The organism is Catenuloplanes japonicus (assembly GCF_000717135.1).
GTDB lineage: Bacteria > Actinomycetota > Actinomycetes > Mycobacteriales > Micromonosporaceae > Catenuloplanes > Catenuloplanes japonicus.
In genome coordinates, this window is record NZ_JNXY01000025.1 from 22,508 (window position 1) to 49,472 (window position 26,965).

The window sequence follows — 26,965 nt, forward strand, 5'->3', positions numbered from 1 at the left end:
AATGACGGAGACACAGGCGACGTCGGGAGCGGGGAGCTCGGCGACACCGGCCGGCAAGGACTCCGCCGACGGCGACGCCAAGGCGAAGGGCCGTGCGGTCGTCGGCCGGGCGATGGTCGGATCCTCCACCGACGCACCGTCCCCGAAATTCACGCGCGCACCGGGGATGAAGCCGCCGCCGGACGAGGCGTCGGCCGCCACCCCCGCCGGGACCGCCAAGCCGGCGACCCCCGGCGCGGGAGCTGACAAGGACACCACGAAACCGGTGGTCGTGCCCGCGGGCAAGCCTGCTGCGGCCGGCACGGGCGCCCCGGCGTCCAAGGGCGCGGCGGCGACCGCGCCCGGCCGGACGACCACGCCGCCGATCAAGACCCCCGGCAGCCCGTCCAGTCCGCCCGGCGAGCGGACCGAGCGGATCCCGGCCGGCGTCGGCGCGGCTGCAGCCGCGGCGGCAGCGAGCGGGACCAGCACCGGCAGCCTCGGCGGCAAGCTCACCGGCGCCGTGCGGAGCGTCGGCGCGGCCCGCGTCACGGACACGATCCGGGCAGCGCGCAACGCGGTCGGCTCGGCCGCCGCGCGCGGCCCGCGCCGCGCCCGGCTGAACGTCAAGCGGATCGACCCCTGGTCCGTGATGAAGTTCTCGTTCGCGGTGTCGCTCGTGCTGTTCATCGTGGTGATCGTCGCCACCTCCGTGCTCTACCTGGCACTCGACGCGATGGGCGTCTTCCAGAGCGTCAACGAGAGCCTGAAGGAGCTCGTCTCCGCCTCCGGCGGCGACGCCGGCGGAGGCTTCAAGATCACTGCCAAGGGCGTGATCGGCACCTCGGCGCTGATCGGCCTGGTCAACGTGGTGCTGTTCACCGCGCTGGCCACCCTCGGCGCGTTCATCTACAACGTCTGCGCCGACCTCGTCGGCGGCGTCGAGCTGACGCTCGCCGAACGGGACTGATCCAGCCCGGCCCGGCGGTCAGGAGAAATTGCGTGGCCACGCCCACGGCACCCGCGCAATACTTCTCCTGGCCGCCGGACCGGCCCGGACCCCCCGATTTGGGCGGTCCGAGTCAGGTGCGGTAATCTTTCCCGGTCGCACGGGGCTATAGCTCAGTCGGTTAGAGCGCAGAGCTGATAACTCTGAGGTCGCTGGTTCGATTCCAGCTAGCCCCACTTTCGATTCTCCCGGAGTTCCAGATCTTCCCGGAGATCGCGACACCCCGGGTCGGCCGGCTCAAACAGTGAGGGGACAACCCCAATGTTTAAGAAGCTCCTGATCGTCGCGGGTGTCGTCGGCGCAGCCGTCCTCGTCGCCCGCAAGATCAAGCAGTCGAGCGACGAGCGCGCCCTCTGGCACGAGGCCACCACCGCTCCCGACCTCCGATAACTTCCACGATCTCGGGGCCCTAGCTCAATTGGCAGAGCACCGCCTTTGCAAGGCGGGGGTTAGGAGTTCGATTCTCCTGGGCTCCACGAGCTTTGGGCGCTCTCTGTCCGCGGAATGCGCGGACCGGGGGCGCTCGTCGCATTCTCCGGGGGCCGAGCCCCCGGACGCCCCGCGTTGCGGTGGGGGCGTTTGTCGCTTGGGTGCGGGTGGTGGGTGGGTTGCCTTCGCTGCGCTCGGCGAGATCATGAGCGGTCCGTTTCGGACTTTATAGGCGGATATTTCGCTTTCGGGGTGGTCCGGCGGCGTTGCTCCCGTGGGCATCGGTCGTCGCTGGCGCTCCTTCCTGCCGGTCATGCGGTGGGCTGGGAAGAGAAGCCACACCAGGAGTGCGTCGACAAGCACCCGCCACCCGCGCACCGCATTCGCCACCCGCGCACCTGCCACCGCACCCGCGCAGCTGCCCCCGCGCACTCGGCATCCGCACCCGCCCTGCGTTCGCGCGCGCAGCCGCACCCGCCCTGCGTTCGCGCGCGCAGCCGCACCCGCCCTGCGTTCGCGCGCGCAGCCGCACCCGCCCTGCGTTCGCGCGCGAACCCGCAGCTGCGCTCGCGTGCACCCGCCTCCGCGCCTCCGCCTGTCGTCTACGTTCGCCCGGCCGTCTGCGGAGGCCTGCTCGCCTTACCGTTCGCCAGTGCTGAACTGCGCATAGTTGCCTGCTCGCCAGCCGGCACAGCAGCTCGGGTGATTGCGGCCGTGATTGGCCCGCTGACCTGGGCCCGCGATTGTTGCACCCGCCGAGTGCAGCGCACCCGATTCTCTGTTTGTGTGCTGTGCACATACAGAGGTGGCCGCCTGGATGGCCCCGCCGCCTGCCGTCGACCCGGCCAAACGGGGAGCAGGTCATCGGCAGGGGCGCCGCCGAGAAGCGCACACTCCTTTCGCTTGCGGTGGCTGCCTGCGGTATCCCCGCTGTGCCGGTTGACGACAGCTTTATGACGAAATTTCGGGCGCGGAGCGCCCGTTCGCATCGCTCGTCCAGCCATGCCGACTCACGCCGGCAGGAGCGGGAGAGCAGAGTCGTTCTCGCCGGCAAGGCCCCGCGGAGTGCCGCACAGAGAGTGACCGGCGCCGAATGGCGCTGAACCGGGGGCCCGCACGAGCACGGGGACCGCGGCCGCCCAGCAGTGAGGTCTGCCCTCAGAGCTTTTACCGCCCCGCAACAGCCTGGGCCTCACCAAAGGCTTGGGCCGCGAGCCCGAGATCGGTAACCTGGGTCGAATATCCCAGCTAGACAGTGGGATATGTCGACTTTGACGCCGGTTGGAGGGACACGCATGGCGCTGCCCGACTTCTTGATCGCCGGGGTGCCGAAGGCGGGCACGACCGCGTTGCACGCCGCGCTGGCCAGGCATCCGGGGCTGTACCTGTCCGAGGTGAAGGAGCCGAAGTTCTTCCTGAGCGACGGCCCGCCCCCGACGTACGGTGGGCCGGGCGACGTGCAGACCTACCAGGAGCACATCTGGCGGCGCGAGGACTATGAGGCCCTGTTCGCCAAGGCGTCGGCAAAGGTGCTCACCGGCGAGGCCACCCCGTTCTACCTGCATGATCTGGAGGCGCAGCGCCGGATCAGGAAGCTGACCCCGGACGTCAAGATCATCCTGATGCTGCGTGACCCGGTCGATCGCGCGCACTCGAACTGGCAGCATCTCTGGACGGCCGGTCTGGAGCCGGAGGCGGACTTCGTGGCCGCGATGCGGCGGGAGCCGGAGCGGATAGCGGCGGGCTGGGCCGCGTTCTGGCACTACGCGGGGCTGGGGCAGTACGGCAGTCAGGTCCGGCATCTGTTCGAGCTGTTCGCGCGCGAGCAGGTGCTGATCATGCGTTACCGAGACCTGCGCGAGCGCCCGGCCCAGACGCTGGACCGGGTCTGCGACTTTCTCGGCGTGGAGACCGGTGTGATCGACACCGTCCCGCAGGCGAACGTGAACTTCTCGGTGGCGGACACGCGCGTCAACGCCGGCCTGCGCTACCTGCTGCGGACCGGCGGGCGGATCGGGCATCACTACCCGGTGTGGGTACGGAAGACGTTCCGCGGGCCGCTGCTGACCATGCTGCACAGCGGCCGGCCGTCGAAGCGTCCGCGCGTGACGGTGGAGCAGCGGGCGGAGGTGCTTCCGGCGTTCGTGGCGGAGATCCGGCTGTTGGAGGAGGTCACCGGGACGGCCTATGAGGACTGGACGCGGGTTACGCCCGCCGGCGCCAAAGCCGTATAACTAAATACGGAAATTTCGGGACAAGGAGATCAAAGAGTGACCACGTCGACGATGACGTTCCCCACCCCGCGCTGGGACGAGGGTACGACCGTGATCGCACCCCCGGAAGGCCGGACCGGCGCCTGGGCCGGCGCACCCAGCGCCGTGCGCGACGGCGACACGATCTACCTCGCCTACCGCCTGCGCCGCCCGATCGGTGAGGGACGCGGCTTCGTCAACGTGATCGCCCGCTCCGACGACGGCGTCAGCTTCACTCCGGTCGCGGAGCTGCGCAAGGAGGACTTCGGCGGTGAGTCGCTGGAGCGCCCCGCGCTGGTCCGCACGCCGGAGGGCCGCTGGCGCGTCTACGTCAGCGTGGCCACGCCCGGCACCAAGCACTGGCGCGTCGACCTTGTTGAGGCCGGCTCACCGGAGGAGCTGGGCGCCGCGAGCCCGATCACGGTGCTGCCGGGTGACGACACGGTCGGCGTGAAGGACCCGGTCGTGCTCTTCCACGACGGCGGCTGGCACCTGTGGGCGTCCTGCCACCCGCTGGAGACGGACGAGCACGCCGATCGCATGTCCACCTGGTACGCGACCAGCCCGGACGGCGTGACCTGGACCTGGCGTGGCACGGCGCTGAGCGGCCGCGCCGGCGAGTGGGACGCGCGCGGCGTCCGGGTCGCCGCGGTGATCGCGGACGGCGACGAGCTGACCGTGGCCTATGACGGCCGCGCCACCGCGGAGGAGAACTGGGAGGAGCGGACCGGCCTGGCGCACGGCACGTTCGGCCGGCTTACCGCGTACGAGGGTGACCCGGTCGGGTCGCCGCACGCGCCGCACGGCCTGCGCTACCTGAGCCTGATCGACCTGCCGGACGGCCGCCGCCGCATCTACTACGAGGGGACCCGGCCGGACGGCGCGCACGAGCTGCGTACCGAGGTGGTCTGACACGATGGCCCGGTGATGGGAAACCTGAAGACCGAGCCGGCGCTCGACCGGCCGGACCTGCTGGCCCCGCCGGTCGCCGCCGCGCTGCGCGACTGGCCCGGCCGGGACGAGACCGAGGTCGCCGCGATCGACGCCACGCTGGCGGACACGGCCGCGTTCTGCGCGGAGTACGGCGTGAGCCTGGAGGCGTCCGCGAACTGCGTGATCGTCTCCGGCAAGCGCGAGGGCGTCGTCCGGTACGCCGCCTGCCTGCTGCTGGCCACCACCCGCGCGGACGTGAACGGCGTGGTGCGCAAACACCTGAACGTGCGCAAGCTCAGCTTCGCCCCGATGGACGAGGCGGTCGCGCTGACCGGCATGGAGTACGGCGGCATCACCCCGATCGGGCTCCCGGCCGAGTGGCCGATCCTGGTCGACCCGCGCGTGCTGACACAGCCGGCCGTGGTGATCGGTTCCGGCGTCCGGCACGGCAAGATTCAGATCCCGGGTGCGCTCGCCGCGCGGCTGCCGCTGGCGGAAGTCGTCGAGGGACTGGCTCGCGAGCTGCAATAACGCTCATGAGGCGGGCTCGGCACGCGAGCCCGCCTCATGAAGGTCGTCGATGTGGTTTCACGGGAAACATTAGATCTGCTCGCGGACCTGCCGCTTCAGCCGGGCCAGAATCGCGTTCCCGCCGCGCACCCGCAGCGGGCTGATCACCGACGCGAGCCCCATCCGCACGTAGAGATCGTCCGGCACGGCCAGCACCTCGTCCACGGTCGCGCCGGCCAGCCCCTCCGCCAGGATGCCGGCGAACGCGCGCGTGGTCGGTGCCTCCGGTGGCGCGTCGAAGTGCGCGGTCACCACGCGGTCCGCCCCCACCTCGGCCCGCAGGAAGAACGCGGTCTGACACTCCGGCACCTGCTCCATGCCCTCGTGCCCGCCACCCGCGAGCGACGGCGGCAACGGCGCGACCGCGTCGGAGAACTCCAGCAGCATCTCCAGCACCACGTCGCGCGGCGCGGAGGCCAGCTCTTCCACGATCTCGGCCAGTTTGTCGGGCATCTCGCTCACGATTACCACGCTACTAGCCGGACATGGCCATCACGAAAAACAAGATCAAGGGCGAGATCCAATTCATTTCCCGCTTCCGGCGTGGTGCGGCAGCGTTGCTCCCGCGGGCAAACCTCGCCGTCCGCCAAGCCTCCGCTGGCGCTCCGCTTGCCTCCCGGCATCGGAACTGAGCGCGCGGGCGGGTCTTGGTGTGAGCTCAGCCACCCGCGGCAGCGGAAGGGAGGAGCGCCAGCGACGACCGGTGCCCGCGGGAGCGTGCGGACCGCAACCACCGCGAAGTGGGACGCTCACTGACACACGCTCGCCGGTACTACGCGGCGTTCACTGAGGTAGTAGGCGGCGCTCACTACTGGGCGGCGCCACCAGGTCGCTGCGGGAGACGATGCCGACCAGTTGGCGGTCCGGGTCGCAGACGAGCAGGCGGCGGACCGCCTTCTCCGTCATCAGGCCGAGCGCCTCGTCCGCGGACGCGTCCTGCCGGATCATCACCAGATCGCGGCTGGCGATCTGGCCGAGCGTGACCTTCCGGGGATCGCGTCCGTCCGCGACCGCGCGGATCACGATGTCCCGGTCGGTGACCACGCCGGCCAGCGCCGGGCCGTCCGTCACCACCACGTCGCCGATGTCCCGCTCCCGCATGGTCTGCGCGGCGTCATCCAGCGTGGTGTCCGCGGGCAGGTACACGACCGCCCGGGTCATGAGTGCGCCGACTGTCGTCATGCCCACCACCTACCCGCGGCACACGGTGCTTAATCGCTGGTCAGGAGCCTGACCACATCGGAGAGCGCCACCTCGGAACTCTCGTGCGTGGCGCGCACGCGCAGTTCCACCACGCCGTCCGCGGCGCCGCGGCCGACCACGACCGAGTGCGGCGCGCCGATCAGCTCCGCGTCGGCGAACTTGACGCCGGTGGACACCTTCGCCGGGCGGTCGTCGAGCAGCACGCGCAGGCCGGCGGCGACCAGCTCCTCCGCGAGCGTGGTCGCGATCGCCAGCTGCTCGCCCTTGCCTGCCGGGATGACCTGCACGTCGAACGGCGCCACCGACTTCGGCCAGACCAGGCCGCGGTCGTCGCAGCGCTGCTCCGCGATGGCCGCGACCGCGCGGGAGACGCCCACGCCGTAGGAGCCCATGGTGATCCGGACCGGCTTGCCGTCCTGGCCGAGCGCGTCCAGCCCGAACGCGTCCGCGAAGCGGCGGCCGAGCTGGAAGATGTGCCCGATCTCCATGCCGCGGCGGATCTCCAGCGTGCCGTCCGCGCAGTTCGGGCAGGGGTCGCCGGCCCGGACCTCGACCGCCTCGATGGTGCCGTCCGGCGTGAAGTCGCGGCCGGAGACCACGTTGGTGGCGTGCCGGCCGGGCTCGTTCGCGCCGGTCAGCCACGCGCTGCCGGCGGCCACGCGCGGGTCGACCAGGTAACGGGCGTCGAGCTTCTGCGGGCCGATGTAGCCGCGCACCAGGTCCGGACGCGCGGCGAAGTCGTCGAAGAGCGCCACGGCGGCCGGGTGCACCTGGGCCTCGACGCGCTTCAGATCCACGTCGCGGTCGCCGGGCACGCCGATGACCAGCAGCTCCTTCTCGGCGGAGCCGGGGCGGGTCAGCTGCAGGACCACGTTCTTCAGCGTGTCGGCCGCGGTCCAGTCCGTGCGGCCGGCCAGCCCGCGCGCGTTCGCCAGGTCCACCAGCGACTGGATCGTGGGCGTCTCCGGGGTGTCGTGCACCTCGATCGCCGGGTGCTCCACTGACACGGGCTCAATAGAAGGCGTGGTTACCGCCTCGGTGTTGGCCGCGTAGGAGCAGGCCGCGCAGCCGACGAACGTGTCCTCGCCGACCTCGGCCGCGGCCAGGAACTCCTCGGAGCCGGAGCCGCCCATCGCGCCGGACTGCGCCGAGACGATCGTGAAGTCCAGACCGAGACGCTCGAAGATCCGCTGGTACGCCACGCGGTGCTTCGCGTACGACTCTTCCAACCCGGAATCGGACAGGTCGAACGAGTACGCGTCCTTCATCAGGAACTCGCGCCCGCGCAGCAGCCCGGCCCGCGGCCGCGCCTCGTCCCGGTACTTCGTCTGGATCTGGTAGAGGATCACCGGGAAGTCGCGGTACGAGCTGAACAGGTCCTGCACCAGGAGCGTGAACATCTCCTCGTGCGTGGGGGCCAGCAGGTACTCCGCGCCGCGCCGGTCCTTGAGGCGGAAGATGTCGTCGCCGTAGGCGGTCCAGCGTCCGCTCTTCTCGTACGCCTCGCGCGGCAGCAGCGCCGGGAAGTGCACCTCCTGCCCGCCGATCGCCCGCATCTCCTCGTGCACGATCGCGGCAACCCGGTCCAGCACCATCTTGCCCAGCGGCAGCCAGGTGTAGCCGCCCGGTGCGGCGCGGCGGATGTAGCCGGCACGGACGAGCAGCTTGTGGCTCGGAACCTCGGCCTCGGCGGGGTCCTCGCGGAGCGTGCGAAGGAACAGGGTCGACATGCGAAGCAGCATGCGAAAAGGGTACGACCCACCCCGGCGGCGCCCGCGACCGATATACGGGCAACCATCGTAAGAGGAATTCGCGTCTCGACGGATATGACCCTCTCCGCGGCCGTCAGGAGGACGCCGGTGGCAGAACAGCCACCCAACGACTTCGACGATTTCGTCAGAAGCCGCACGCCCGCGCTGCTCCGTGCGGCCTACCTGCTCACCGGCGACCAGCACCTGGCCGAGGATCTCGTGCAGTCCGCGCTGGCCCGCGCGCACCGGGCCTGGCACCGGCTCGAACAGGTCGGCAACGCCGAGGCGTACACCCGGAAGATCATGTATCACCTTCAGGTCTCCTGGTGGCGGCGGCGCCGGATCGCCGAGGTGCTGCCCGGTGACCTGCCGGACCGTGGACATAACGACGACTCCGCGCTGCGGATCACGCTGCGGGCCGCGCTGCTGCGGCTGCCGCCCCGGCAGCGCGCGGTGATCGTGCTGCGCTTCTTCGAGGATCGCACCGAGGCGGAGACCGCGGACCTGCTCGGCATCACGGTCGGCACCGTGAAGAGCCAGTCCTCGAAGGCGCTGGCCAAGCTCCGCACACTGACCGATCTCCACGACGGGAGCCTGGCATGAATCTCGACAACCTCCGTGCCGGCCTGCACGACCTGGCCGAGCAGGCGCAGCCCGCCGACCTGCGCGACCGCGCGGTGCACACCTCGGACCGGCTCGCCCGGACCCGGCTCGTGCTGGTCTCGGCCGCCACCGTCGTCGTTCTCGCCGTGGTCTCGGCCGGCCTTGCGACGGGCCGCGTGGATCAGGCGTTCCCGGAGGTCGCCGACACGCCGGACCCGCCGCCCTCGGCCGTGCTGCCGGCCGGGGCCACGTCCGCGGTCTACGTGGACCAGCTGATGTTCCGGTCCCCGGTCCGGGTGTGGGGCGAGGACGGCCTGCGCGACGTCCCGCAGGCGTGGACCGGCGACGCCGATCCGGGCGAGCACCTGATCCGGGACACGCTGACCGTCTCGCCGGACGGCACCCGCATGTCCTGGGCGACCGGCTCCGGCCTGCCGGTGACGTGGCTGGACGGGTCCGGCGCCGCCGCGATCACGCTGGAGAGCCCCGACCCGGCGCAGCCGTCGGTCTACGGCGGCTGTGTCTGGTCGCCCGACTCGGTCCGGCTGCTGGCGGGGCGGTGGAGTCAGGACAGCTGGACCTCGTTCACCGGGTGGTACACGCTGGCGGACGGCGCGTTCACGCCGGAGGACACCGGCGGCCTCCGCCTCGGCTGCGGCGCCGAGGTCAACGGCGAGTGGGCGGCCGCGCCGCACCAGCCACGGCCGGGCCAGGTGACGATCGAGGTCTGGAACACGCTGACCGGCGAGCGGCGGGAGGTGCTCGACGGCGTGCTCGGCGTCGAGGTCACCGGGGTCTCGCCGGACGGCGCCCGGATCACCGCGCGGATCATCGACGGCTACACGGAGGAGAACGACCTGTTGCCGGCGCGGAACCGGCGCGGCACGCACCTGATCGACACGGTGACCGGCGAGAGCCTGCCGCTCGACACCGGCGGCCGGACGATCCGCCAGCTGTTCTTCACGACGAACGGCGACCTGGTGGCCCGGGTCCTCGACGGCGACCACAACAGCCTGCTGACGTTCGCGCCGGACGGCCGGTTGACCGGCGACGACCCCGAGCCGACCGAGCTGCTGAATTCGCTGCTGCTGCGTCTGGTGCGGCCCTGACCGGAGGGCCGAGGGCCTGCACAACAACACACAAACCACCGCGTTGTTCTCCAGCTCACGTCCGGAAAGGGCTACCCATCGGTAAGGAGGCTCGGCAAGATACCTGGTAAATGCAACTACCTCCTGGGGGACGGGTATGCGCTGGAGCAACTTCGTGGCGGTCGGGGACAGCTTTTCCGAGGGTATGGACGATCCGTACCCGGACGGCACGTTCCGCGGCTGGGCCGACCTGGTCGCCACCCGGCTCGCGGCCGAGGCCGGTCCGGACTTCCGCTATGCGAACCTGGCGATCCGCGGCCGGCTGCTGCCGTCCGTCACGAACGAGCAGCTGCCGGCCGCGCTCGCGATGAGCCCGGACCTGGTCAGCTTCGCGGCCGGCGGCAACGACATCCTGCGCCCGAAGTGCGAGCCGGTCGCGGTCTGCGACAGCTTCCACGACTCGGTGACCCGGATCCGGGCCACCGGCGCGGACGTGATCGTGTTCCGGTTCGCGGACGTCACGCTGCGGCTGCCCGGCCAGCGCCTGGTCGGACCGCGGGTCGCCTACATGAACGCGCGCGTCGGCGAGACCGCGGAACAGACCGGTGCGCACCTGATCGACCTGTACGCGGACGACGAGTTCCGCAACCCGCTGCTCTGGAGCATCGACCGGCTACACCTGTCCGACATCGGCCACCGCCGAACCGCCGCCCACGTGCTCAACGCGCTCGGCGTGGCCGTGGACGAGGACTGGATGCTGGTGCCGCCGCACCCGGCGCCGGCCCCGTGGCTGCTCGCCCGCAGCGCGGACCTGCGCTGGGCCGGCCGCTACCTGGCCCCGTGGGTCAGACGGCGGCTGACCGGCCGCTCCTCCGGCGACCTGATCTCCGCCAAACGCCCGTCCCTCACGCCGATCGTCCGGGAGGACGCGTAACTTAATCACCATGCCCGCACCCACTGATCCCGCGCCGCACCTGCGGGAATACGCCCACCCCGAGCGCCTGGTCACCACGGACTGGCTGGCGGAGCACCTGCACGATCCCGGTCTCGTCGTGGTCGAGTCGGACGAGGACGTGCTGCTCTACGACACCGGGCACCTCCCCGGCGCGGTGAAGGTCGACTGGCACACCGAGCTGAACGACGACGTGACCCGGGACTACCTGTCCGCGGACGCGTTCGCGGAGCTGTGCGCGGCCAAGGGCATCGGGCGCGGTGACACGGTCGTGTTCTACGGCGACAACTTCAACTGGTGGGCGGCGTACGCGCTGTGGGTCTTCACGCTCTTCGGCCACGCCGACGTGCGCCTGCTGGACGGCGGCCGGCAGAAGTGGGCGGCGGAGGGCCGTGAGCTCACCCGCGACCGCACCACCCGCCCGCGCGCCGACTACCCGGTGCCGGTCCGCGACGACGCGCCGATCCGCGCGTTCCGCGAGCAGGTCGAGGCGCACTCCGTCGCCGGCCTGCCGATGGTCGACGTGCGCTCCCCGCAGGAGTACACGGGCGAGCTGACGCACATGCCGGCCTACCCGCAGGAGGGTGCGCTGCGCGGCGGCCACGTGCCGGGCGCGGTGAACAAGCCGTGGAAGTCGGCGGCCCGCGAGGACGGCACGTTCAAGCCGGCCGCGGAGCTGAGCACGATCTACCGCGACGAGCTGGGGCTGAGCGACACCGACGACGTGATCGCGTACTGCAGGATCGGCGAGCGGTCCAGCCACACCTGGTTCGTGCTGCGCTACCTGCTCGGCTTCCCGGCCGTCCGCAACTACGACGGTTCCTGGACAGAGTGGGGCAACCTGGTCCGCGTGCCGATCGTGAAGGGGCCGGATCCTCGTTGAGCGTCTGGCGCGAGTGGGGCGGCGTCGTCCTCGTCGCGTTCGCGCTGGTCCCGGTGGCGGCGTTGGTCGCTGCCGGGCTCGCCGCACTCCGGATGCGCCGCGGCGCGTCCCGGGAGATCGCGTGGCGGCACAGCGCGGCCGAGATCGGCATGCTGATCACCACCGCACCCTGGGTGTGGATGATCCTGACCCCGCGGGACGCACCCGGCCAGGTCTTCCTGATCCCGTTCTCCGACCTGCCGAACCAGCTCGCGGAAGGGGCCGGGTTCATCGCGTACCAGGTGGGCGGCAATCTGCTCGTCTTTGCCGGGCTGGGCGCGCTCGCCCCGATCCGCTGGGCCGTGATGCGCGGCGTCGGCCGCCTGCTGCTGCTCGGCGCGGCCTGTTCCGCCACGGTCGAGATCCTGCAGTACGCGCTGGACCTGGGCCGTGTCTCCTCCGTCGACGACGTCCTGGTGAACGCGACCGGCGTCGCCCTGGCCGCGCTCGCCTCCCGCCCGTGGTGGACGGCCGGAGACCCAGCTCGCATAAACGATCGTTCAGTTTCTGCTTGACATGGGGATAGTCTGGTCGGGTGACGGTGGATCAGCAGACCCCGAGCGTCCCGGGACAGGGCGCCAGCCAGGGCAGGCGGCGGTCGCGTAAGGACGAGATCCTCGGCATCGCCGTCCGGCTCTTCGCGTCCCGCGGCTACCACGGCGTCTCGATGGACGACATCGGCTCGGCCGCCGGCGTCACCGGTCCCGCGCTTTACCACCACTTCGCCGGCAAGGAGGCGATGCTGGTCGCGGCGCTGATACCGGTGAGCGAGAGTCTGCTGGCCGGCGGCCGCGAGCGCGTCTCCGACCACGACCGTGAGCCCCGCGCCGCGCTCGAGTCCCTGATCAACTTCCACGTCGAGTTCGCGCTGGCCAACCCGGCCGTGATCGCGCTGCACCTGCACGAGCTGGATCGGCTGCCGGAGGAGCCGCGCCGGCAGATCCGCCGCCTGCAGCGCCTCTACGTGGAGGAGTGGGTGCAGGTGCTGTCCGTCCTGCGCCCGGAGCTGAGCGCCGGCGAGGCCCGGGTGATGGCCCACGCCGCGTTCGGCCTGATGAACTCCACACCGTTCCTCGGCGGCGAGGTGGAGCGCGAGCGCCGTGCCGTGCTGCTGCGCGCCGCCACGCTGTCCGCACTTCTCCACGCGATGTAGACACCGGAAGGGCGCCGCATGATCGAGAGCCTGCTCGTCGCGAACCGGGGCGAGATCGCCCGACGGATCATCCGCACCGCCCGCCGCCTGGGCATCCGCACGATCGCGGTCCATTCGGACGTCGACGTGGACCTGCCGTTCGTGCGCGAGGCGGACGAGGCGGTCTGCATCGGCCCGGCCGATCCCGCGCTCAGCTACCGCAACGCGGAGGCGATCCTGGCGGCGGCGAAGTCGACCGGCGCGCAGGCGGTGCACCCGGGCTACGGCTTCCTCTCGGAGAATGCGGACTTCGCCCGTACCGTCGCGGGGGTGGGGTTGATCTGGGTCGGCCCCGGCGCGGACGCGATCACCGCGATGGGCGACAAGATCCAGGCGCGGAACCTGATGGAGGCCGCCGGCGTGCCGGTCGCGCCCGGCACCCGCGAACCGGTCGGCGACATCGCGTCCGCGCTGGACGCGGCCACGGTCGTGGGATATCCGGTGATGGTGAAGGCGGCCGCGGGCGGTGGCGGCATGGGCATGGCCGTCGCGGCGGACGAGACCGCGCTGCGCGCCGAGTTCGACAAGGTGCGCGCGTTCGCGGAGCGGATGTTCGGCGACGGATCCGTGCTGCTGGAGCGCTACTTCCCACGGGTACGCCACGTGGAGGTCCAGATCCTCGGCCTGGCCGACGGCCGGGTGCTGGCGCTGGGCGAGCGGGAGTGCTCCGTGCAGCGCCGCAACCAGAAGGTGGCGGAGGAGGCCCCGTCCCCGGCGGTCACGCCCGAGCTGCGGGAACGTCTGCTGGCCGCGGCGGTCCGGGCCGGCGAGGCGGTCGGCTACCGCAACGCCGGCACCGTGGAGTGCCTGCTCGACCCGGCCACCGGCGACTTCTTCTTCCTGGAGATGAACACGCGCCTTCAGGTCGAGCACCCGATCACGGAGCTGGTCTGGGGTGTGGACCTGGTCGAGGAGCAGCTACGGGTGGCGTCCGGCCTGCCACCCACGTTCACGTCAGTGGAAAAACACGGCCACGCGATCGAGCTGCGGGTCAACGCGGAGGATCCGAAACGCTTCCTGCCCGGCCCTGGCACGGTCACGGTCTGGGAGGAGCCGTCCGGCGAGGGGGTCAGGGTCGACGCCGGTTATGCCGCGGGCACCACGGTCCCGCGCTTCTACGACTCGCTGATGGCCAAGCTGATCGTCTTCGGCGACGACCGCGCGCAGGCGCTGGCCCGCGCGCGTGACGCCGTGGCCGCGTTCACCATCGCCGGCCCCAAGTCGAACCTGCCGTTCTTCGCCGAGCTGCTGGAGAACGACGAGTTCCGCTCCGGCGACTACGACACCGGCATCGTGGGCCGCATGAGGGGAAACTGACCATGGTCTCGATCCGCGAGGTCGGCCCGCGCGACGGGCTGCAGAACGAGGATCCGGTCCCGACCGACGCGAAGGTGCGGCTGCTGGACGCGCTCTCCGGCACCGGTGTGCGCCGGATCGAGGCGGTGTCCTTCGTGCACCCGAAGGCGATCCCGCAGATGGCGGACGCGGACGAGGTCTGGAAGCGGGCCCGGCGCGCCGAGGGCGTGCGCTACTCCGCGCTGGTGCCGAACCTGCGTGGTGCGGAGCGCGCGCTGGCCGCCGGTTTCACCGAGATCGAGGTGGTGGTCTCGGCCAGCGACACGCACAACCGGCGCAACATCAACCGGTCCACGTCCGACTCGCTGACCGAGATCACCGGCCTGATCGGAGCCGTGCATGCGGCCGGTGGCACGGTCGAGGTGATCGTGGCGACCAGCTTCGGCTGCCCGTACGAGGGTGACGTGCCCCCCGCCCGGGTCGCCGGCATCGTGGAGCGCGTCCTGGGCGACGGCGCGGACCGGATCGCGTTCGGCGACACCACCGGCATGGGTACGCCGCGCCGGGTCCGGGAGTTGCTGGCCGTGGTCGGCACGGTCCGTGGCGATGCACCCGTGCTGCTGCACTTCCACAACACGCGTGGCACCGGCCTGGCGAACATCCTGACCGCGCTGGACCTGGGCGTGGAGGAGTTCGACGCGAGTGTGGGCGGTCTGGGCGGTTGCCCGTACGCGCCCGGCGCCTCCGGCAACGTGGCCACCGAGGAGGTGGTCCACATGCTGCACGACATGGGCATCGACACCGGCATCGACCTGGAGAAACTTCTGGAAGCGGCCGCGCTGGCCGAGGAGATTACCGGCCGGGAGCTGCCGTCCGGCGTTCTTCGGGCCGGTCCGCGCTATCGCACGGTCGCGCAGTAAATCCGATTCGTCGCGTATCCCGCTCTTATCCGCTTCGTTACCTAATTCGGTGAGAGCGTTTCGTCCAATTTGTGAGGGATGAGACGCCCGCTGAATGACGTGCCGATGGACGAGGGGCGGACCAATGGCGAGACAACGGGCTGGGCGCGCATCATGCGCAGCACTGCCCGCGTCGGCCATCCCGCCTTTCGGCGTGTCCGCGATCCTGCGATCACAGAGCCTGCCCACCCGGGACGGCTCGGTGAGCCAGGTGATGGCGGATCGCCGGGAACGCCGGCCAGACCGGGTCGCGCTGCGGCCTGGCCTGCGCACGCTCGTCGTCGGTGGCATCGCGGAGGCGGCCCGGCCGCTCTCCGGTGCTGCCGCCCAGGCCGCAGCGCCTGAGACGCCCACCGACACCGCGTACCGCGTGTTCTCCCTCGTCAGCGACCTCGGCACCGAGGTGGTCGAGGAGAGCGCACCCTCGCTGGTCGGTGAGCTTCTGACGCCTGCGGCCGAGGTTTCCGCCGTACTGCCGCTGGACCACCTCCACGGCACCGGCATCTCGGCCCGGAAAGACACGGTGATGCCGGCGCGCCAGCCGGTGGAGGCCGATCTTCCGGCGCCCTCACGCACACAGGAACGGGAGACGGTCGCACCGCTCCGCCTCACCGGCGGAACGACCGGCTCCACGGACCCCGCCGCCTTCTTCGATCAGGCGACGGATCCGGCCCCGGTCACCCCGATCCCGGGTATTGCCGCCGCGAGCACCACGCCCACCCGGGCGTCGGCGTCGGTGGCTGTGACCGGCACGCGGCTCGGCACAGAGCCGGAGCGGGCCGTGCGCCCGGCGCCCGACGCCGAGCCGTCCCCGCTCGTGGACGCCCTCGCGGGTGTTCCCGGGCAGCCTTCCGCCGCATTGCCGGAAGGCATCGCGACGGGAGCCCCGACCGGCGGGTCGGGAAGCAATTCCACCGTCAATTCCGCCGCGGTCACGGGCACGATGGGGGCCGCGTCCCGGCTCACCGCCCCGGCCGATGTCGTGGTGCCCCCGGTGCGATTCCGAGGCCCCGACCGTTTCACCCGACTGATCCAGTGATGGTTCCGCCGGCACGATGCCTCGCGGATCTCCCCACCGTTACCCACCTGGGCGTATGTCCACGGCGGAGTCAGGGAAAACAGGAATAGGTCCAGGGCACCGCCGCGCCCGGCCGGACTTTGGATTCGGCACCACAACCTAATAGCGAAATTCCGCAAGAGACATTCTCTTTGATCTCATTTCGAAAGGTTATTGCCTTCCCATGAAGACTTGGGTTCGCAAGACTCTGAGCGTCGGTGTGCTGACCGCGGGCGCGCTCCTGCTCGCGCCGACCGCCGCCCAGGCGGCCGACATCCAGCAGCTGTCCTCCAACGACGGGGACACTGACGGCATCCTGAACAACGCGGCCATCGCGGCGCCGATCGACGTCCCGGTCAACCTGTGCAGCATCGCGGTCGGCGTGCTCGGCGACGGCTACGCCGCGTCCGAGTGCTCGAACGAGCTCGCGGGTCACTCGATCACCCAGGGTGGCGGCGGCGGCGACGTCGACGGCATCGCGAACAACCTGCAGGCCGCGATCCCGGTCAGCGTTCCGGTCAACATCAGCACCATCGCCGCGGGCATCCTCGGCGACGCGTCGGCCGAGGGCAAGGCCTGGAACGGTACCAGCGCGGACACCGAGTCGGCTCCGGTCACCGAGCACGGCAAGGCGCACGGCAAGAACTGGGGCGGCGCCGACGTCGACGGCATCGGCAACAACCTCCAGGTCTTCGCGCCGATCTCCATTCCGGTGAACGCCGGTGGCATCGCGGTGGGCGACGCCAAGTCGGCCGCTAAGCTGAGCAACGGTTCCTGGGCCAAGGGCCACGGCGCCGGCGAGGGCATCGCGATCACCCAGGGTGGCGGCGGCGACGTCGACGGCGTCCTGAACAACGCGCAGGTCGCGGTTCCGGTCAACATCCCGATCAACCTGTGCGGGGTCGCGGTCGGCCTGCTCGGCGACGGCGAGGCTGCGGCGGACTGCAAGAACGAGACCGGCGGCGGCTGGGGCGAGCACGGCATCCAGCAGGGCGTCGGCGGTGGCGACACCGACGGCATCCTGAACAACCTGCAGGTTGCGGTGCCGGTCGACGTGCCGATCAACATCTGCGGCATCGCCGCGGGCGTGCTGGGCGACGGCCAGGCCGCCGCGCAGTGCTCCAACGGTGGCCCCGGCGACGACACCGGCGTCTCCCCGGAGGGCCCGGACTCGCACTACCCGAGCGACGACGAGGCGCCGACCGACGAGTCCCCCGTGGACGAGGAGCCGGTTGACGAGGAGCCGACCGACGAGGCACCCGTCGACGAGGAGCCGATGGACGAGGAGCCCGTCGACGACGGCTCCGGCGACCCGTCGGGCGACTACGACGGTGTGAGCCCGGACGCGTACGGCGCCGACGCCGACGCTGCCGCGGGTCGTCACGCGCGCGAGTCCCTCCCGCTGGTCGGCGCCCTGTCCCAGGGTGGCGACAGCACCAACATGCTGAGCAGCCTGCCGCTGCTGGGCAACCTGACCCAGTCGCTGAACCTCGGCTGAATCAGCTAGCAACACCCGGGAAGCCCTCGCGCCTCGTGCGCGGGGGCTTCCTGCTTTCGGTAGCGTACGCCGCTTCTCTGCGTTAGCCTAACGATCGTTAAGCGAGGTTACGGGAGGGGTCCGGTGGCGCTCGACGAGGCCGATCTGGCGGAAATGCGCAAGCGCGTCGAGGCGGGCGGCGCCGAGAAGTACCACGCCGCGAACGCTTCGAAGGGCAAGCTGTTCGCCCGCGAGCGGGTGGCCCACCTGGTCGACGAGGGCTCGTTCGTCGAGGACGGCCGCTATGCGAACGCACTGGCCGAGGGCCTGCCGGCGGACGGCGTGATCACCGGGACCGCCACCGTGGCCGGCCGCCCGGTCTGCCTGATGGCGAACGACTCCACGGTCAAGGCCGGCTCCTGGGGCGCCCGCACGGTCGAGAAGATCATCAGAATCATCGAGCGGGCGTACGAGCGCGGCCACCCCATGATCTATCTGGTCGACTCCGCCGGCGCCCGCATCACCGACCAGGTCGACCTGTTCCCCGGCCGCCGGGGCGCCGGGAAGATCTTCCACACCCAGGTCCGCGCGTCCGGCGCGATCCCGCAGGTCTGCGCGCTGTTCGGGCCGTCCGCGGCCGGCGGCGCCTACATCCCCGCGTTTTGCGACGTGGTGGCCATGGTCGAGGGCAACGCCAGCATGTACCTCGGCTCCGACCGGATGGTCCGCATGGTCACCGGCGAGCAGACCACGCTGGAGGAGATGGGCGGCGCGCGCGTCCACTGCGCGGAGTCCGGCGTGGGCCACTTCCTGTGCAAGTCCGAGGCCGAGGCGCTGGACGTGGTCCGTCGCTACCTCTCCTACCTCCCGGACAACTGGACGTCCCTGCCGCCCGCTGCCGCGGCCACCGACGCGCCCGCCATCGACCTCGGCGGGCTGATCCCGGCCAGCGAGCGGCAGGCGTTCGACATGCGGCGGTTCGTGAAGGGGCTGCTCGACCGTGACTCGTTCCTGGAGATCCAGGCGCTGTGGGCGCGCGAGCTGACCATCGGGTTCGGCCGGCTCGACGGGCGTACCGTCGGCGTGCTCGGCAACAACTCGATGTTCAAGGGCGGCGTGCTCTTCGTCGACTCCGCGGACAAGGCGGCGCGGTTCGTCCAGCTCTGCGACGCGTTCAACGTGCCGCTGCTCTTCCTGGCGGACGTGCCCGGCTTCATGGTCGGCACCGCGGTGGAGAAACAGGGCATCATCCGGCACGGCGCCAAGATGATCAGCGCGGTCTCCGAGGCCACGGTGCCCAAGATCTGCGTGGTGGTCCGCAAGGCGTACGGTGCCGGCCTCTACGCCATGGCCGGCCCCGGCTTCGACCCGGACGCCACGATCGCTCTGCCCAGCGCCAAGATCGCGGTGATGGGCGCGGAGGCGGCCGTGAACGCGGTCTACGCCAACAAGATCGCCGCGATCGAGGACGAGGCCGAGCGGGACGCGTTCGTCGCCGCCCGCCGCGCGGAGTACGAGCAGGACATCGACATCACCCGCCTCGCCGGTGAGCTGGTGGTGGACACCATCGTGCCCCCGGGCGAACTGCGCGCCGAGCTGATCGCGCGGTACGCGGCCGCCGACGGCAAGGACCGCGCGTTCTCCCGCCGCCGCCACGGCGTGACACCAGTCTGAAGGAGTCGTCATGCTCACCGAGGAACACGAGGCGCTGCGGACGAGCGTGCGCGAGTTCGCCCGCGAGGTGGTCGCGCCGGTCATCGGCGAGTTCTACGAGAAGCACGCGTTCCCGTACGACATCGTCCGCCGGATGGGCACGATGGGCCTGTTCGGCCTGCCGTTCCCGGAGGACGCGGGCGGCATGGGCGGCGACTACCTGGCGCTCTGCCTGACGCTGGAGGAACTGGCCCGAGTCGACTCCAGCGTGGCCATCACGCTGGAAGCCGCGATCTCGCTCGGCGCCATGCCGATCTACCGCTTCGGCACCGAGGAGCAGAGAGCCCGCTGGCTGCCGGACCTGGTCAGCGGCGAGTCGCTGGCCGCGTTCGGGCTGACCGAGCCGGGCGCCGGGTCGGACGCGGGCGGCACCACCACGCGCGCGGTCCTGGACGGCGACGAGTGGGTGATCAACGGCACGAAGTGCTTCATCACCAACTCCGGCACGGACATCACGTCACTGGTCACGGTCACGGCCGTGACCGGCACCAACCCGGACGGATCCAAGGAGATCTCCTCGATCATCGTGCCCAGCGGCACACCCGGCTTCACCGTCCTGCCCGGCTACTCCAAGGTCGGCTGGTGCGCCTCGGACACACACGAACTGGCCTTCGACGACGTGCGCGTCCCCGCGGCGAACCTGCTCGGCCCGCGCGGCCGCGGCTTCGCCCAGTTCCTGCGCATCCTCGACGAGGGCCGCATCGCCATCGCCGCGCTCTCCACCGGCCTGGCCCAGGGCTGCGTCGACGAGTCCGTGGCCTATGCCCGTCAGCGGCACGCGTTCGGCCGCGCGATCGGCGACTTCCAGGCGATCCAATTCAAGATCTCCGACATGGAGGTCCGGGCCCACACGTCCCGCCTCGCCTACTACGACGCGGCCGCGCGGCTGCTGTCCGGCGCCGACTTCAAGCGCGCCGCCGCGATCGCGAAGCTGCATGCCAGCGAGGCCGCGGTGGACAACGCGCGGGATGCCACCCAGATCCACGGTGGATACGGCTTCATGAACGAGACGCCGGTGGCCCGTTTCTGGCGCGACGCCAAGATCCTGGAGATCGGCGAGGGCACCTCGGAGATCCAACGCATGATCATCGCCCGCGACCTGGGGATTTAGCGTTTCTAAGATCAAGATCTAGTTCATTTTCCCGCTTCCGGCGTGGTGCAGTCCGTTTGCTCCCGCGGGCAAACCTCGCTGCGCGCCAAGACTCCGCTGGCGCTCCGCTTGCCGCTTCGCGTCGGAGCCGGTTCCGCCGTGGCCGGGAAAGAGCACGCGATTCCCGCCGCACTCACGCCGACCGAGGCGCGTCCCGCGCCGCCGGGCGGGCGGGTCACCACATGGGACGCGGCCCCGGACCGGCCCCGCGCGTTGTGGAGTGTCCACCGCGCTGAGCATCGTGCCGAACCGCGCCGCGCCGCCCGCCGAGCCTTGTCCCGTTCCCTGCTGGACCGCGCCGCGCCGCGCTGTGTTGCGCCGTGCTGCGCCGCGCCGCGCCGTGTCGTGTCGTGCTGCACCGCGCCGTGTCGGACTACGCCACATGTCGCGCTGAACCGCGCCGGACCGTGCCGCGTGCTGTGCCCGGACCGCGCCGTGTGCCGCGCCGGCCGCGTGCTGTGCGGGGCTGCGCCGCGTGGCATGCCGGACCGTGCCGCGCGTCGATACCCGTCCCCCTGACCCCCGTCACTGTCGGCTATCGGCGCGGTCCGCGTCGGGCCCGCGACGATCGTCTTCCCGCGTGTGATACGCGCCCGTACTCTTCCGCCATGACCGTGGATCATGCCGCTGAGCAGGGCGGAACCGGTTTCGCCGGACTGCTCCGCGCACGCCGTGCCGCCGCGGGCATGACTCAGGCCGACCTCGCCGCCGCAGCGGGGATCGGCGTGCGCACCGTCCGTGACCTGGAGCGTGGACGCGCGTCCCGCCCGCAGCGCACCACGGTCGAGCTGCTGGCCACCGCGCTCTCGCTGTCCGGTCAGGACCGTGCCGACTTTCTCGCGTCCGCCCGTGGCCAGGCCGTCCCGTCCCCGCCGGAACAGCCCGTGGTCCGCAACGGGCTGCCGCCGGCCCACGACCTGATCGGCCGGGACACCGACGTCACCGACATCGCGGAGCTGCTCGCCACGACCGGCCCGCCCGGTCTGGTCACGCTGGTCGGGCTGGCCGGCGTCGGGAAGACCAGCCTCGGGCTCGCGGTCGCGGAGCGCGTCGCCGCCGCCCACCCCGGCGGCCTGGCCGGCATCGTGGTCACCGAGATGGCCGGCGGCAGTGACATCCTGGCGCAGGTGGCAGCCGTGCTGGGCGTCGCCCGCGCGGCCGACCTGCGCGCCCGGCTGCGTGGCGAGCGGGTGTTCGTCATGGTCGACGGCGTCGAGCGGTCGCCGGACGCGGTCGCGGAGGCGCTCGGCTGGCTCTGCGACTCCGATCCGGACCTGCGCGTGCTCGCCACCGGCCGCCACCCGATCGGTCTGCCCGGCGAGCACGTCTGGCCGGTCGGACCGCTGGAGACGCCGCCCGCGGACGCGCCCGCCCGGCTGTCCGAGATCGCCGGCTACCCCGCGGCCGCGCTGTTCCTGGCCCGGCTGCGGCAGGTGCGCCGCGACCCGGTCACGGACGCGGAGGCCGCCGCGCTCGGCGCACTGCTCCGGCGGCTCGGCGGTCTGCCGCTCGCGCTGGAGCTCGCGGCCGCGCGCGGACGGCTGCTCGACATCGACGAGATCCTCCAGCGGTACGGCGACCGGGTGCTCGACCTCTCCGGGCTCCGCGCGTCCGTCGACGTGACGCTGCGCGACGCGGCCGCGGCCAGCTATCGGCTGCTGGAGCCGGACGAGCGCGCGGGCCTGCGCCGGCTCGCCGCGTTCCGCAACCGCTGGTCCGTGCGTCTGGCCGCCGCGATCCTGGCCGACGACGACGCCGGGACCGCCGACCCGCTGCCGCTGCTGGACCGGCTGCTGGAGCTGGGCCTGCTCGGCGTGCGCGGGGCCGGCCCGTTCCGGTTCCGCCTGGTCGACGTGGTCCGGGACCTCGCGGAGGAGCGCGCGGTCGCACGCGGCGAGGCGGCCGCGATCCGCACCCGGCACGCGGCCGTCTTCGCGCGCCTGGCCGAGCGCACCGCGCCGCAGCTGGCCGGCCATGACCTGGCCGCCGGCGTGAACCGGCTGGACGAGGTGGCCGGCGACCTGTGGGCCGGCCTGGCCCACGCCGCGAACGACGACCCGCACACCGCGCTGCGCCTCGCGGCCGCGCTGCCCCGGTGGTGGCGCTTTCGCGGCCGGGACGTGGTCGGCCGGCACTGGCTGCGCCGCCTGCTCGCGGACCCGCGTACCGAGGATGCGGACCCGCGGATCCGGGCCTGGGCGCAGGTCGGGCTGGGCCGGCTGGCGCTGGAGCACGGCGCGGGCGCGGAGGAGGTGCCGGCCGTGACCGGCGCGCTCACCGAGTTCCAGCGACGGGAGGACGCGGCCGGCGAGCTGGCGGCCCGGAACCTGCTCTGCGCGCTCTGGATGACGAACGGCGGGTTCGACGAGGCGCGCCGCCACGGCGAGGTCGCGCTCGAGCTGGCCACCCGGCTGGGCCGCGCCCGGGACATGACGGTCGCGCAGAACAATCTGACCTGGCACGAGATCCGGATCGGGGACCTGCGCGCGGCCCGGCGCCGGCTGGCCGCGGTGGACCGGCTCTCCGCGCAGCAGGGCGACGAGCGGCTGCGCGCACTGGCGATGGCGAACCTGGCCGAGGTGAACCGGCTCGCCGGCCGGTACGCGGAGGCGCAGTCCCTGGGCCGCCGCGCGGTGGACGTGCTGGAGCGGCAGGGCGACCCCGGCCACCGGCGGCGCGTGCTCGGCACGATCGGCATCGCGGCCGCGCAGTCCGGCGACGCGGACACGGCTTCCCGGATCCTGGCCGACCTGCGCGGCCCGCTGAGCGTGCCGGACAACCCGGACGAGCGCCGCCCCGCCGTGGTCGGCGGCCAGATCGCGATGATCGAGGCCTACCTGGCGCTCGGGCGCGGCGAGCGGGAGCTGGCCGCGGAGTGGTTCTCCGAGGCCGCGGCGTCGCACTCCGGCGGACACGACCTGCGCGACGTGGCGGAGGCGCTGGTCGGCGTGGCGGCGAGCACGGAGGACGCGACCCACCGGACGGCCGTCCTGACCCGCCTCGCCGAGGTCTGCAAACTCGGCGGCATCACGCTCCTCCCCGCCGAGCAGGACCGCATCGGCGGCTGAGGCCGCGCCGGCACGCAGCACCCGGCCACGCCCTCGGGACGACTCTGCAGCCGGCAGGGACACTGCGGCGCTTCCGCGAACCCGGTGCCCGCGAACCGCCCACTTGCCCGCGAGCGGCCCGAAGCCTCGCGCTCGGCCGGGCGGAGGAAGCTCATCCCGTACCGTTGAATGGTTTAAAAAGGAACCGGCGCCGATCGCTTCGTGAGCGATCGGCGCCGGTTGGCGCGCATCCCCGTGTGCGCGCGACGCGACGGAAACCCCGCAGAGGCCCCCCGACCTCCGTGCGTATAACACCCCCCGGTGTGTGTCCCCGTGCGCGGGAAATCTAACCGATTACCAAGGGCCCCATGTCCCTTTAGACGGATATGTCGGTCCTGCACGCCTCTTCTGCCGGTTGTTCTGCCGGTTACCGGTCGGAATCGAGGGCTGACGACTACTCTCCGGAGTGAGGAGAGTCCGTTGTGCCAACCGTCGCCCCGGGATTGGCGGCGTCGCGGATCACCCGCAGCGCGTCGAGCAGGCCGTCCAGTTGGCCGGGTGTCAGCAGGCCGGTGATGAACTCCTCGATCAACGCGAGGTGGCCGGGGAGGGCCTCGTTCAGCCGGGCCAGGCCGGCGTCGGTGATCACGGCGAACGAACTGCGGCGATCCGTGGGGCAGGCGCTGCGGCAGAGCAGGCCGCTGCGTTCCATCCGGTCCACCACGCGGGTGACGCCGCTGGTGGAGAGCGAGGTCTGGGCGGCGAGATCGGTCATCCGGAGCTGGCGGCCGGGGGAGCGGGCCAGGCGCATGAGCACCTCGTGCTCGACCGCGGAGAGGCCGTGCTCGTCGAACTGGGCGGCGAACCGGTTGGTCAGACCCGAGTAAGCCTCGGAGAACAAGCCGATCGCGGTGATGCGCGGGTCCTCGAACAGGTTCGTTGTCACCGGTTAACTTTAGCAATACTTGACACGCGGAACATTGCTGAGCATATAGTTGTCACGTCAGACATCATGACCGCAGACCTTGTTACTGGGAGACAGTGCGATGACCGACCTGAACGTTCGTGACTACAACGGTGTGAGCATCCCGGCCGCCGGTGTGTACGACATCGACCCGAACCACGCGCGTGTCGGCTTTGTCGCCAAGCACCTGGTGGTGAGCAAGGTCCGCGGCCAGTTCAAGACCGTCTCCGGCTCCGTCACCATCGCGGAGGACCCGCTGGAGTCCAGCGCCACCGCGGACATCGAGGCCGCCAGCATCGACACCAACGCGCCGGACCGCGACGCCCACCTGCGCAGCGGCGACTTCCTGGAGGCGGAGAAGTACCCGCAGCTCACCTTCCGCAGCACCGGCCTGGCCGAGATCAGCGGCAACGAGTTCAAGCTGCACGGTGACCTGACCATCAAGGACGTCACCCGCCAGGTCGTCCTCGACGTCGAGTTCGAGGGCATCAACCGCAGCCCGTACGGCCAGGACGTCATCGGCTTCTCCGCGAAGACCGAGATCGACCGCGAGGACTTCGGCATCACGTGGAACGTGGCGCTGGAGACCGGCGGCTTCATGGTCAGCAAGCGCATCACGATCGAGATCGAGGCCGAGGCCATCCGCCGCGCCTAGCTCTCCGCACAGCCCAAAGCCCCGGCCGCCCGTACGGCCGGGGTTTTGCTGTATCCGGGATTCCCAGCAGCGCGGGAAGTGATCTATCCGGCACTGGAGGTGTCGCGTTCCTTATGGCATGGTGGACAGAGCGTCCTTGAGTGCTTACGGGGCGTTAAATCTCTGGCTGAGCGCCGTGGCTCCTCCACATAGATCCGTCACTGCCGTGCGCCGGGAGGACAGATGGGCAAGGACGTCACCTCAGCCGCCTTCACCAGGGAAGACAGGGTTCGGTACCGGCGAAAGGTGCGCCGTTGCCTCGATGTCTTCGCCCTGATGCTGGACGACTTCGCGTTCGACGCGGAACGCCCGACCACCGGATTGGAGATCGAGCTCAATCTCATCGACGCCGAGGCCGAGCCGGCCATGCGCAACGCCGAGGTGCTCGCCACCATGGACGATCCGCTGTTCCAGGCCGAGCTGGCCCGCTTCAACCTCGAACTGAACGCGTCGCCGAGACTCATCGCCGGCAACGGGTTCGCCGACTACGAGCACGCGCTGCGCACCAGCCTGAACCACGCCGAGGACCGGGCCGGGAAGTCGGACTCACGGATCATGATGGTCGGCGTGCTGCCCACGCTCACCGAGCAGCACACGGTCGTGGAGAACCTCTCCGCCAACCACCGCTACCACCTGCTCAACGAGCAGATCATGTCCGCCCGCGGCGAGTCGCTCGACCTCGACATCCGCGGTGACGAGCGGATCCTCGCCTACGTCGACTCGATCGCGGCCGAGGGCGCCTGCACCAGCGTCCAGTTCCACCTGCAGGTCGCGCCGGACAACTTCGCCGCCTACTGGAACGCGGCCCAGGCCATCGCCGCCGCCCAGGTCGCGGTCGGTGCGAACTCGCCGTTCCTCTACGGCCGCCGCCTGTGGGCCGAGACCCGCATAGCGCTCTTCGAGCAGTCCACGGACACGCGTCCGAACGAGCTGCGAGCCCAGGGGGTACGCCCGCGGGTGTGGTTCGGCGAGCGCTGGATCACCTCGATCTTCGACCTGTTCGAGGAGAACGTGCGCTACTTCCCGCCGCTGCTGCCGATCCTCGACGAGGAGGACCCGGTCCAGGTCCTGCACGACGGCGGCGTGCCGCACCTCGGTGAGCTGCGGCTGCACAACGGCACCGTCTACCGGTGGAACCGGCCGGTCTACGACGTGATGAACGGCCGGCCGCACCTGCGGGTGGAGAACAGGGTGCTCCCGGCCGGCCCCACCGTGGTCGACATCCTGGCCAACGCCGCGTTCTACTTCGGCCTGGTCCGCGAGCTGGCCGAGGCGGACCGCCCGGTCTGGTCGCAGCTCACGTTCAGCGCGGCCGAGGAGAACTTCCACCGGGCCGCACGACGCGGGCTGGACGCGCACATCAGCTGGCCGCGCCTGGGCGAGCTGCCCGCGGACGAGCTGGTCATGAGCACGCTGCTGCCGATGGCGTACGACGGCCTGGACCGCTTCGGCGTCGAGCCGGCCGAACGCGACCGGCTGCTCGGCATCATCGAGGGCCGGTGCCGGACCGGACAGACCGGCGCCGCGTGGCAGACCGCCCGGGTCGCGGACGCGGAACGCCGCGGCAAGAACCGTGAGCAGGCGCTCCACGAGATGGTCCTCGCCTACGCCGAACTACAGCGCACCAACGAGCCCGTGCACCTCTGGCCCAGCTAGCCGGTCGTCGCTCTGCTCCTCCCGGGCTCGGCGCCACTCCCGGCGGTGGCACATTTTCCCTCGGGGCAA

At 71.3% G+C, this 26,965-nt stretch carries 24 protein-coding genes and 2 tRNA genes; 22 read left to right on the forward strand and 4 right to left on the reverse strand.

What is annotated here, in order from left to right; all coding sequences use genetic code 11:
- The first annotated feature begins 1 nt into the window (after nucleotide 1).
- The 7 genes from OP04_RS30615 (at nucleotide 2) to OP04_RS30640 (ending at nucleotide 5,133) form a co-directional block, all read left to right on the forward strand.
- Nucleotides 2–949 (forward strand): DUF3566 domain-containing protein, encoded by a 948-nt coding sequence (locus tag OP04_RS30615; RefSeq protein WP_033343384.1) that lies wholly within the window; start codon nucleotides 2–4, stop codon nucleotides 947–949.
- Between the two features lie 141 nt (nucleotides 950–1,090).
- Nucleotides 1,091–1,164 (forward strand) — tRNA-Ile (locus OP04_RS30620).
- A gap of 85 nt (nucleotides 1,165–1,249) precedes the next feature.
- The gene (locus tag OP04_RS55920) at nucleotides 1,250–1,378 is read left to right on the forward strand and encodes a DLW-39 family protein (RefSeq protein WP_232323795.1); all 129 of its coding nucleotides are present in this window, start codon (nucleotides 1,250–1,252) and stop codon (nucleotides 1,376–1,378) included.
- 13 nt (nucleotides 1,379–1,391) lie between these two features.
- Nucleotides 1,392–1,464 (forward strand) — tRNA-Ala (locus OP04_RS30625).
- 1,248 nt (nucleotides 1,465–2,712) lie between these two features.
- Nucleotides 2,713–3,651, forward strand: coding sequence for a sulfotransferase family protein (locus OP04_RS30630; RefSeq protein ID WP_033343385.1), 939 nt, complete (start codon nucleotides 2,713–2,715; stop codon nucleotides 3,649–3,651).
- A 36-nt stretch (nucleotides 3,652–3,687) separates the two neighbouring features.
- On the forward strand, nucleotides 3,688–4,581 hold the full coding sequence (locus OP04_RS30635; RefSeq protein WP_232323796.1) for a glycoside hydrolase family protein: 894 nt from the start codon (nucleotides 3,688–3,690) through the stop codon (nucleotides 4,579–4,581).
- A gap of 15 nt (nucleotides 4,582–4,596) precedes the next feature.
- Nucleotides 4,597–5,133: a YbaK/EbsC family protein gene (locus tag OP04_RS30640; RefSeq protein WP_033343386.1), complete on the forward strand. Its 537-nt coding sequence runs from the start codon at nucleotides 4,597–4,599 to the stop codon at nucleotides 5,131–5,133.
- Between the two features lie 69 nt (nucleotides 5,134–5,202).
- On the opposite strand, the gene OP04_RS30645 is transcribed toward OP04_RS30640, so the two are convergent.
- The 3 genes from OP04_RS30645 to OP04_RS30655 form a co-directional block, all read right to left on the reverse strand.
- Entirely contained in the window at nucleotides 5,203–5,634 is a 432-nt protein-coding gene (locus OP04_RS30645; protein ID WP_033343387.1) for a SufE family protein, read from the reverse strand.
- Between the two features lie 321 nt (nucleotides 5,635–5,955).
- On the reverse strand, nucleotides 5,956–6,354 hold the full coding sequence (locus OP04_RS30650; protein WP_033343388.1) for a CBS domain-containing protein: 399 nt from the start codon (nucleotides 6,352–6,354) through the stop codon (nucleotides 5,956–5,958).
- Nucleotides 6,355–6,383: 29 nt separating this feature from the next.
- Entirely contained in the window at nucleotides 6,384–8,117 is a 1,734-nt protein-coding gene (locus OP04_RS30655) for a proline--tRNA ligase (protein ID WP_033343389.1), read from the reverse strand.
- 117 nt (nucleotides 8,118–8,234) lie between these two features.
- Between OP04_RS30655 and OP04_RS30660 the strand changes: the two genes are divergently transcribed.
- The 13 genes from OP04_RS30660 (at nucleotide 8,235) to OP04_RS30720 (ending at nucleotide 23,603) form a co-directional block, all read left to right on the forward strand.
- Nucleotides 8,235–8,729, forward strand: coding sequence for a SigE family RNA polymerase sigma factor (locus tag OP04_RS30660; RefSeq protein ID WP_033343570.1), 495 nt, complete (start codon nucleotides 8,235–8,237; stop codon nucleotides 8,727–8,729).
- Nucleotides 8,726–9,838, forward strand: a complete 1,113-nt coding sequence (locus OP04_RS30665; RefSeq protein ID WP_033343390.1) for an RNA-binding protein — start codon at nucleotides 8,726–8,728, stop codon at nucleotides 9,836–9,838. Before OP04_RS30660 ends, OP04_RS30665 begins: the two co-directional genes overlap by 4 nt.
- Nucleotides 9,839–9,974: 136 nt before the next feature.
- Nucleotides 9,975–10,751, forward strand: coding sequence for an SGNH/GDSL hydrolase family protein (locus OP04_RS30670; protein ID WP_033343391.1), 777 nt, complete (start codon nucleotides 9,975–9,977; stop codon nucleotides 10,749–10,751).
- A 10-nt stretch (nucleotides 10,752–10,761) separates the two neighbouring features.
- Nucleotides 10,762–11,652 (forward strand): sulfurtransferase, encoded by an 891-nt coding sequence (locus OP04_RS30675; RefSeq protein WP_033343392.1) that lies wholly within the window; start codon nucleotides 10,762–10,764, stop codon nucleotides 11,650–11,652.
- A complete protein-coding gene (locus OP04_RS30680; RefSeq protein ID WP_033343393.1) occupies nucleotides 11,649–12,206 on the forward strand; it encodes a VanZ family protein in 558 nt (185 codons plus the stop codon). Before OP04_RS30675 ends, OP04_RS30680 begins: the two co-directional genes overlap by 4 nt.
- Nucleotides 12,207–12,226: 20 nt before the next feature.
- The gene (locus OP04_RS30685) at nucleotides 12,227–12,844 is read left to right on the forward strand and encodes a TetR/AcrR family transcriptional regulator (RefSeq protein ID WP_033343394.1); all 618 of its coding nucleotides are present in this window, start codon (nucleotides 12,227–12,229) and stop codon (nucleotides 12,842–12,844) included.
- 18 nt (nucleotides 12,845–12,862) lie between these two features.
- Nucleotides 12,863–14,200 carry an acetyl-CoA carboxylase biotin carboxylase subunit gene (locus OP04_RS30690; RefSeq protein WP_033343395.1) on the forward strand — a complete coding sequence of 446 codons (1,338 nt, stop codon included), beginning with the start codon at nucleotides 12,863–12,865 and terminating at the stop codon, nucleotides 14,198–14,200.
- 2 nt (nucleotides 14,201–14,202) lie between these two features.
- Complete coding sequence (locus OP04_RS30695; RefSeq protein ID WP_033343396.1) at nucleotides 14,203–15,099, forward strand: hydroxymethylglutaryl-CoA lyase; 897 nt, start codon at nucleotides 14,203–14,205, stop codon at nucleotides 15,097–15,099.
- Between the two features lie 409 nt (nucleotides 15,100–15,508).
- Nucleotides 15,509–16,177: a hypothetical protein gene (locus OP04_RS30700; protein ID WP_157240626.1), complete on the forward strand. Its 669-nt coding sequence runs from the start codon at nucleotides 15,509–15,511 to the stop codon at nucleotides 16,175–16,177.
- A 202-nt stretch (nucleotides 16,178–16,379) separates the two neighbouring features.
- Nucleotides 16,380–17,693, forward strand: coding sequence for a hypothetical protein (locus OP04_RS30705; protein ID WP_157240627.1), 1,314 nt, complete (start codon nucleotides 16,380–16,382; stop codon nucleotides 17,691–17,693).
- Nucleotides 17,694–17,846: 153 nt separating this feature from the next.
- Nucleotides 17,847–19,346, forward strand: coding sequence for an acyl-CoA carboxylase subunit beta (locus tag OP04_RS30710; protein ID WP_157240648.1), 1,500 nt, complete (start codon nucleotides 17,847–17,849; stop codon nucleotides 19,344–19,346).
- Between the two features lie 10 nt (nucleotides 19,347–19,356).
- Nucleotides 19,357–20,496 carry an acyl-CoA dehydrogenase family protein gene (locus OP04_RS30715; RefSeq protein ID WP_033343400.1) on the forward strand — a complete coding sequence of 380 codons (1,140 nt, stop codon included), beginning with the start codon at nucleotides 19,357–19,359 and terminating at the stop codon, nucleotides 20,494–20,496.
- Nucleotides 20,497–21,143: 647 nt separating this feature from the next.
- A complete protein-coding gene (locus OP04_RS30720; RefSeq protein ID WP_033343401.1) occupies nucleotides 21,144–23,603 on the forward strand; it encodes an ATP-binding protein in 2,460 nt (819 codons plus the stop codon).
- A gap of 433 nt (nucleotides 23,604–24,036) precedes the next feature.
- Here OP04_RS30720 and OP04_RS30725 read toward each other — a convergent pair whose 3' ends face one another.
- Complete coding sequence (locus OP04_RS30725) at nucleotides 24,037–24,528, reverse strand: MarR family winged helix-turn-helix transcriptional regulator (RefSeq protein ID WP_033343402.1); 492 nt, start codon at nucleotides 24,526–24,528, stop codon at nucleotides 24,037–24,039.
- Nucleotides 24,529–24,628: 100 nt separating this feature from the next.
- On the opposite strand from OP04_RS30725, the gene OP04_RS30730 reads away from it, so the two are divergent.
- Nucleotides 24,629–25,201, forward strand: coding sequence for a YceI family protein (locus OP04_RS30730; RefSeq protein ID WP_033343403.1), 573 nt, complete (start codon nucleotides 24,629–24,631; stop codon nucleotides 25,199–25,201).
- A gap of 222 nt (nucleotides 25,202–25,423) precedes the next feature.
- A complete protein-coding gene (locus tag OP04_RS30735) occupies nucleotides 25,424–26,896 on the forward strand; it encodes a glutamate--cysteine ligase family protein (protein WP_033343404.1) in 1,473 nt (490 codons plus the stop codon).
- Nucleotides 26,897–26,965: the final 69 nt, after the last annotated feature.

Bases quoted from the DNA above. Each gene is read 5' to 3' on its own strand.
- OP04_RS30655 (WP_033343389.1), bottom strand. From the start codon at position 8,117: ATGCTGCTTCGCATGTCGACCCTGTTCCTTCGCACGCTCCGCGAGGAC.
- OP04_RS30665 (WP_033343390.1), top strand. From the start codon at position 8,726: ATGAATCTCGACAACCTCCGTGCCGGCCTGCACGACCTGGCCGAGCAG.
- OP04_RS30735 (WP_033343404.1), top strand. From the start codon at position 25,424: ATGGGCAAGGACGTCACCTCAGCCGCCTTCACCAGGGAAGACAGGGTT.
- OP04_RS30670 (WP_033343391.1), top strand. From the start codon at position 9,975: ATGCGCTGGAGCAACTTCGTGGCGGTCGGGGACAGCTTTTCCGAGGGT.
- OP04_RS30690 (WP_033343395.1), top strand. From the start codon at position 12,863: ATGATCGAGAGCCTGCTCGTCGCGAACCGGGGCGAGATCGCCCGACGG.
- OP04_RS30715 (WP_033343400.1), top strand. From the start codon at position 19,357: ATGCTCACCGAGGAACACGAGGCGCTGCGGACGAGCGTGCGCGAGTTC.
- OP04_RS30675 (WP_033343392.1), top strand. From the start codon at position 10,762: ATGCCCGCACCCACTGATCCCGCGCCGCACCTGCGGGAATACGCCCAC.
- OP04_RS30695 (WP_033343396.1), top strand. From the start codon at position 14,203: ATGGTCTCGATCCGCGAGGTCGGCCCGCGCGACGGGCTGCAGAACGAG.
- OP04_RS30630 (WP_033343385.1), top strand. From the start codon at position 2,713: ATGGCGCTGCCCGACTTCTTGATCGCCGGGGTGCCGAAGGCGGGCACG.
- OP04_RS30705 (WP_157240627.1), top strand. From the start codon at position 16,380: ATGAAGACTTGGGTTCGCAAGACTCTGAGCGTCGGTGTGCTGACCGCG.
- OP04_RS30650 (WP_033343388.1), bottom strand. From the start codon at position 6,354: ATGACGACAGTCGGCGCACTCATGACCCGGGCGGTCGTGTACCTGCCC.
- OP04_RS30710 (WP_157240648.1), top strand. From the start codon at position 17,847: ATGCGCAAGCGCGTCGAGGCGGGCGGCGCCGAGAAGTACCACGCCGCG.
- OP04_RS30615 (WP_033343384.1), top strand. From the start codon at position 2: ATGACGGAGACACAGGCGACGTCGGGAGCGGGGAGCTCGGCGACACCG.
- OP04_RS55920 (WP_232323795.1), top strand. From the start codon at position 1,250: ATGTTTAAGAAGCTCCTGATCGTCGCGGGTGTCGTCGGCGCAGCCGTC.
- OP04_RS30720 (WP_033343401.1), top strand. From the start codon at position 21,144: ATGACCGTGGATCATGCCGCTGAGCAGGGCGGAACCGGTTTCGCCGGA.
- OP04_RS30640 (WP_033343386.1), top strand. From the start codon at position 4,597: ATGGGAAACCTGAAGACCGAGCCGGCGCTCGACCGGCCGGACCTGCTG.
- OP04_RS30730 (WP_033343403.1), top strand. From the start codon at position 24,629: ATGACCGACCTGAACGTTCGTGACTACAACGGTGTGAGCATCCCGGCC.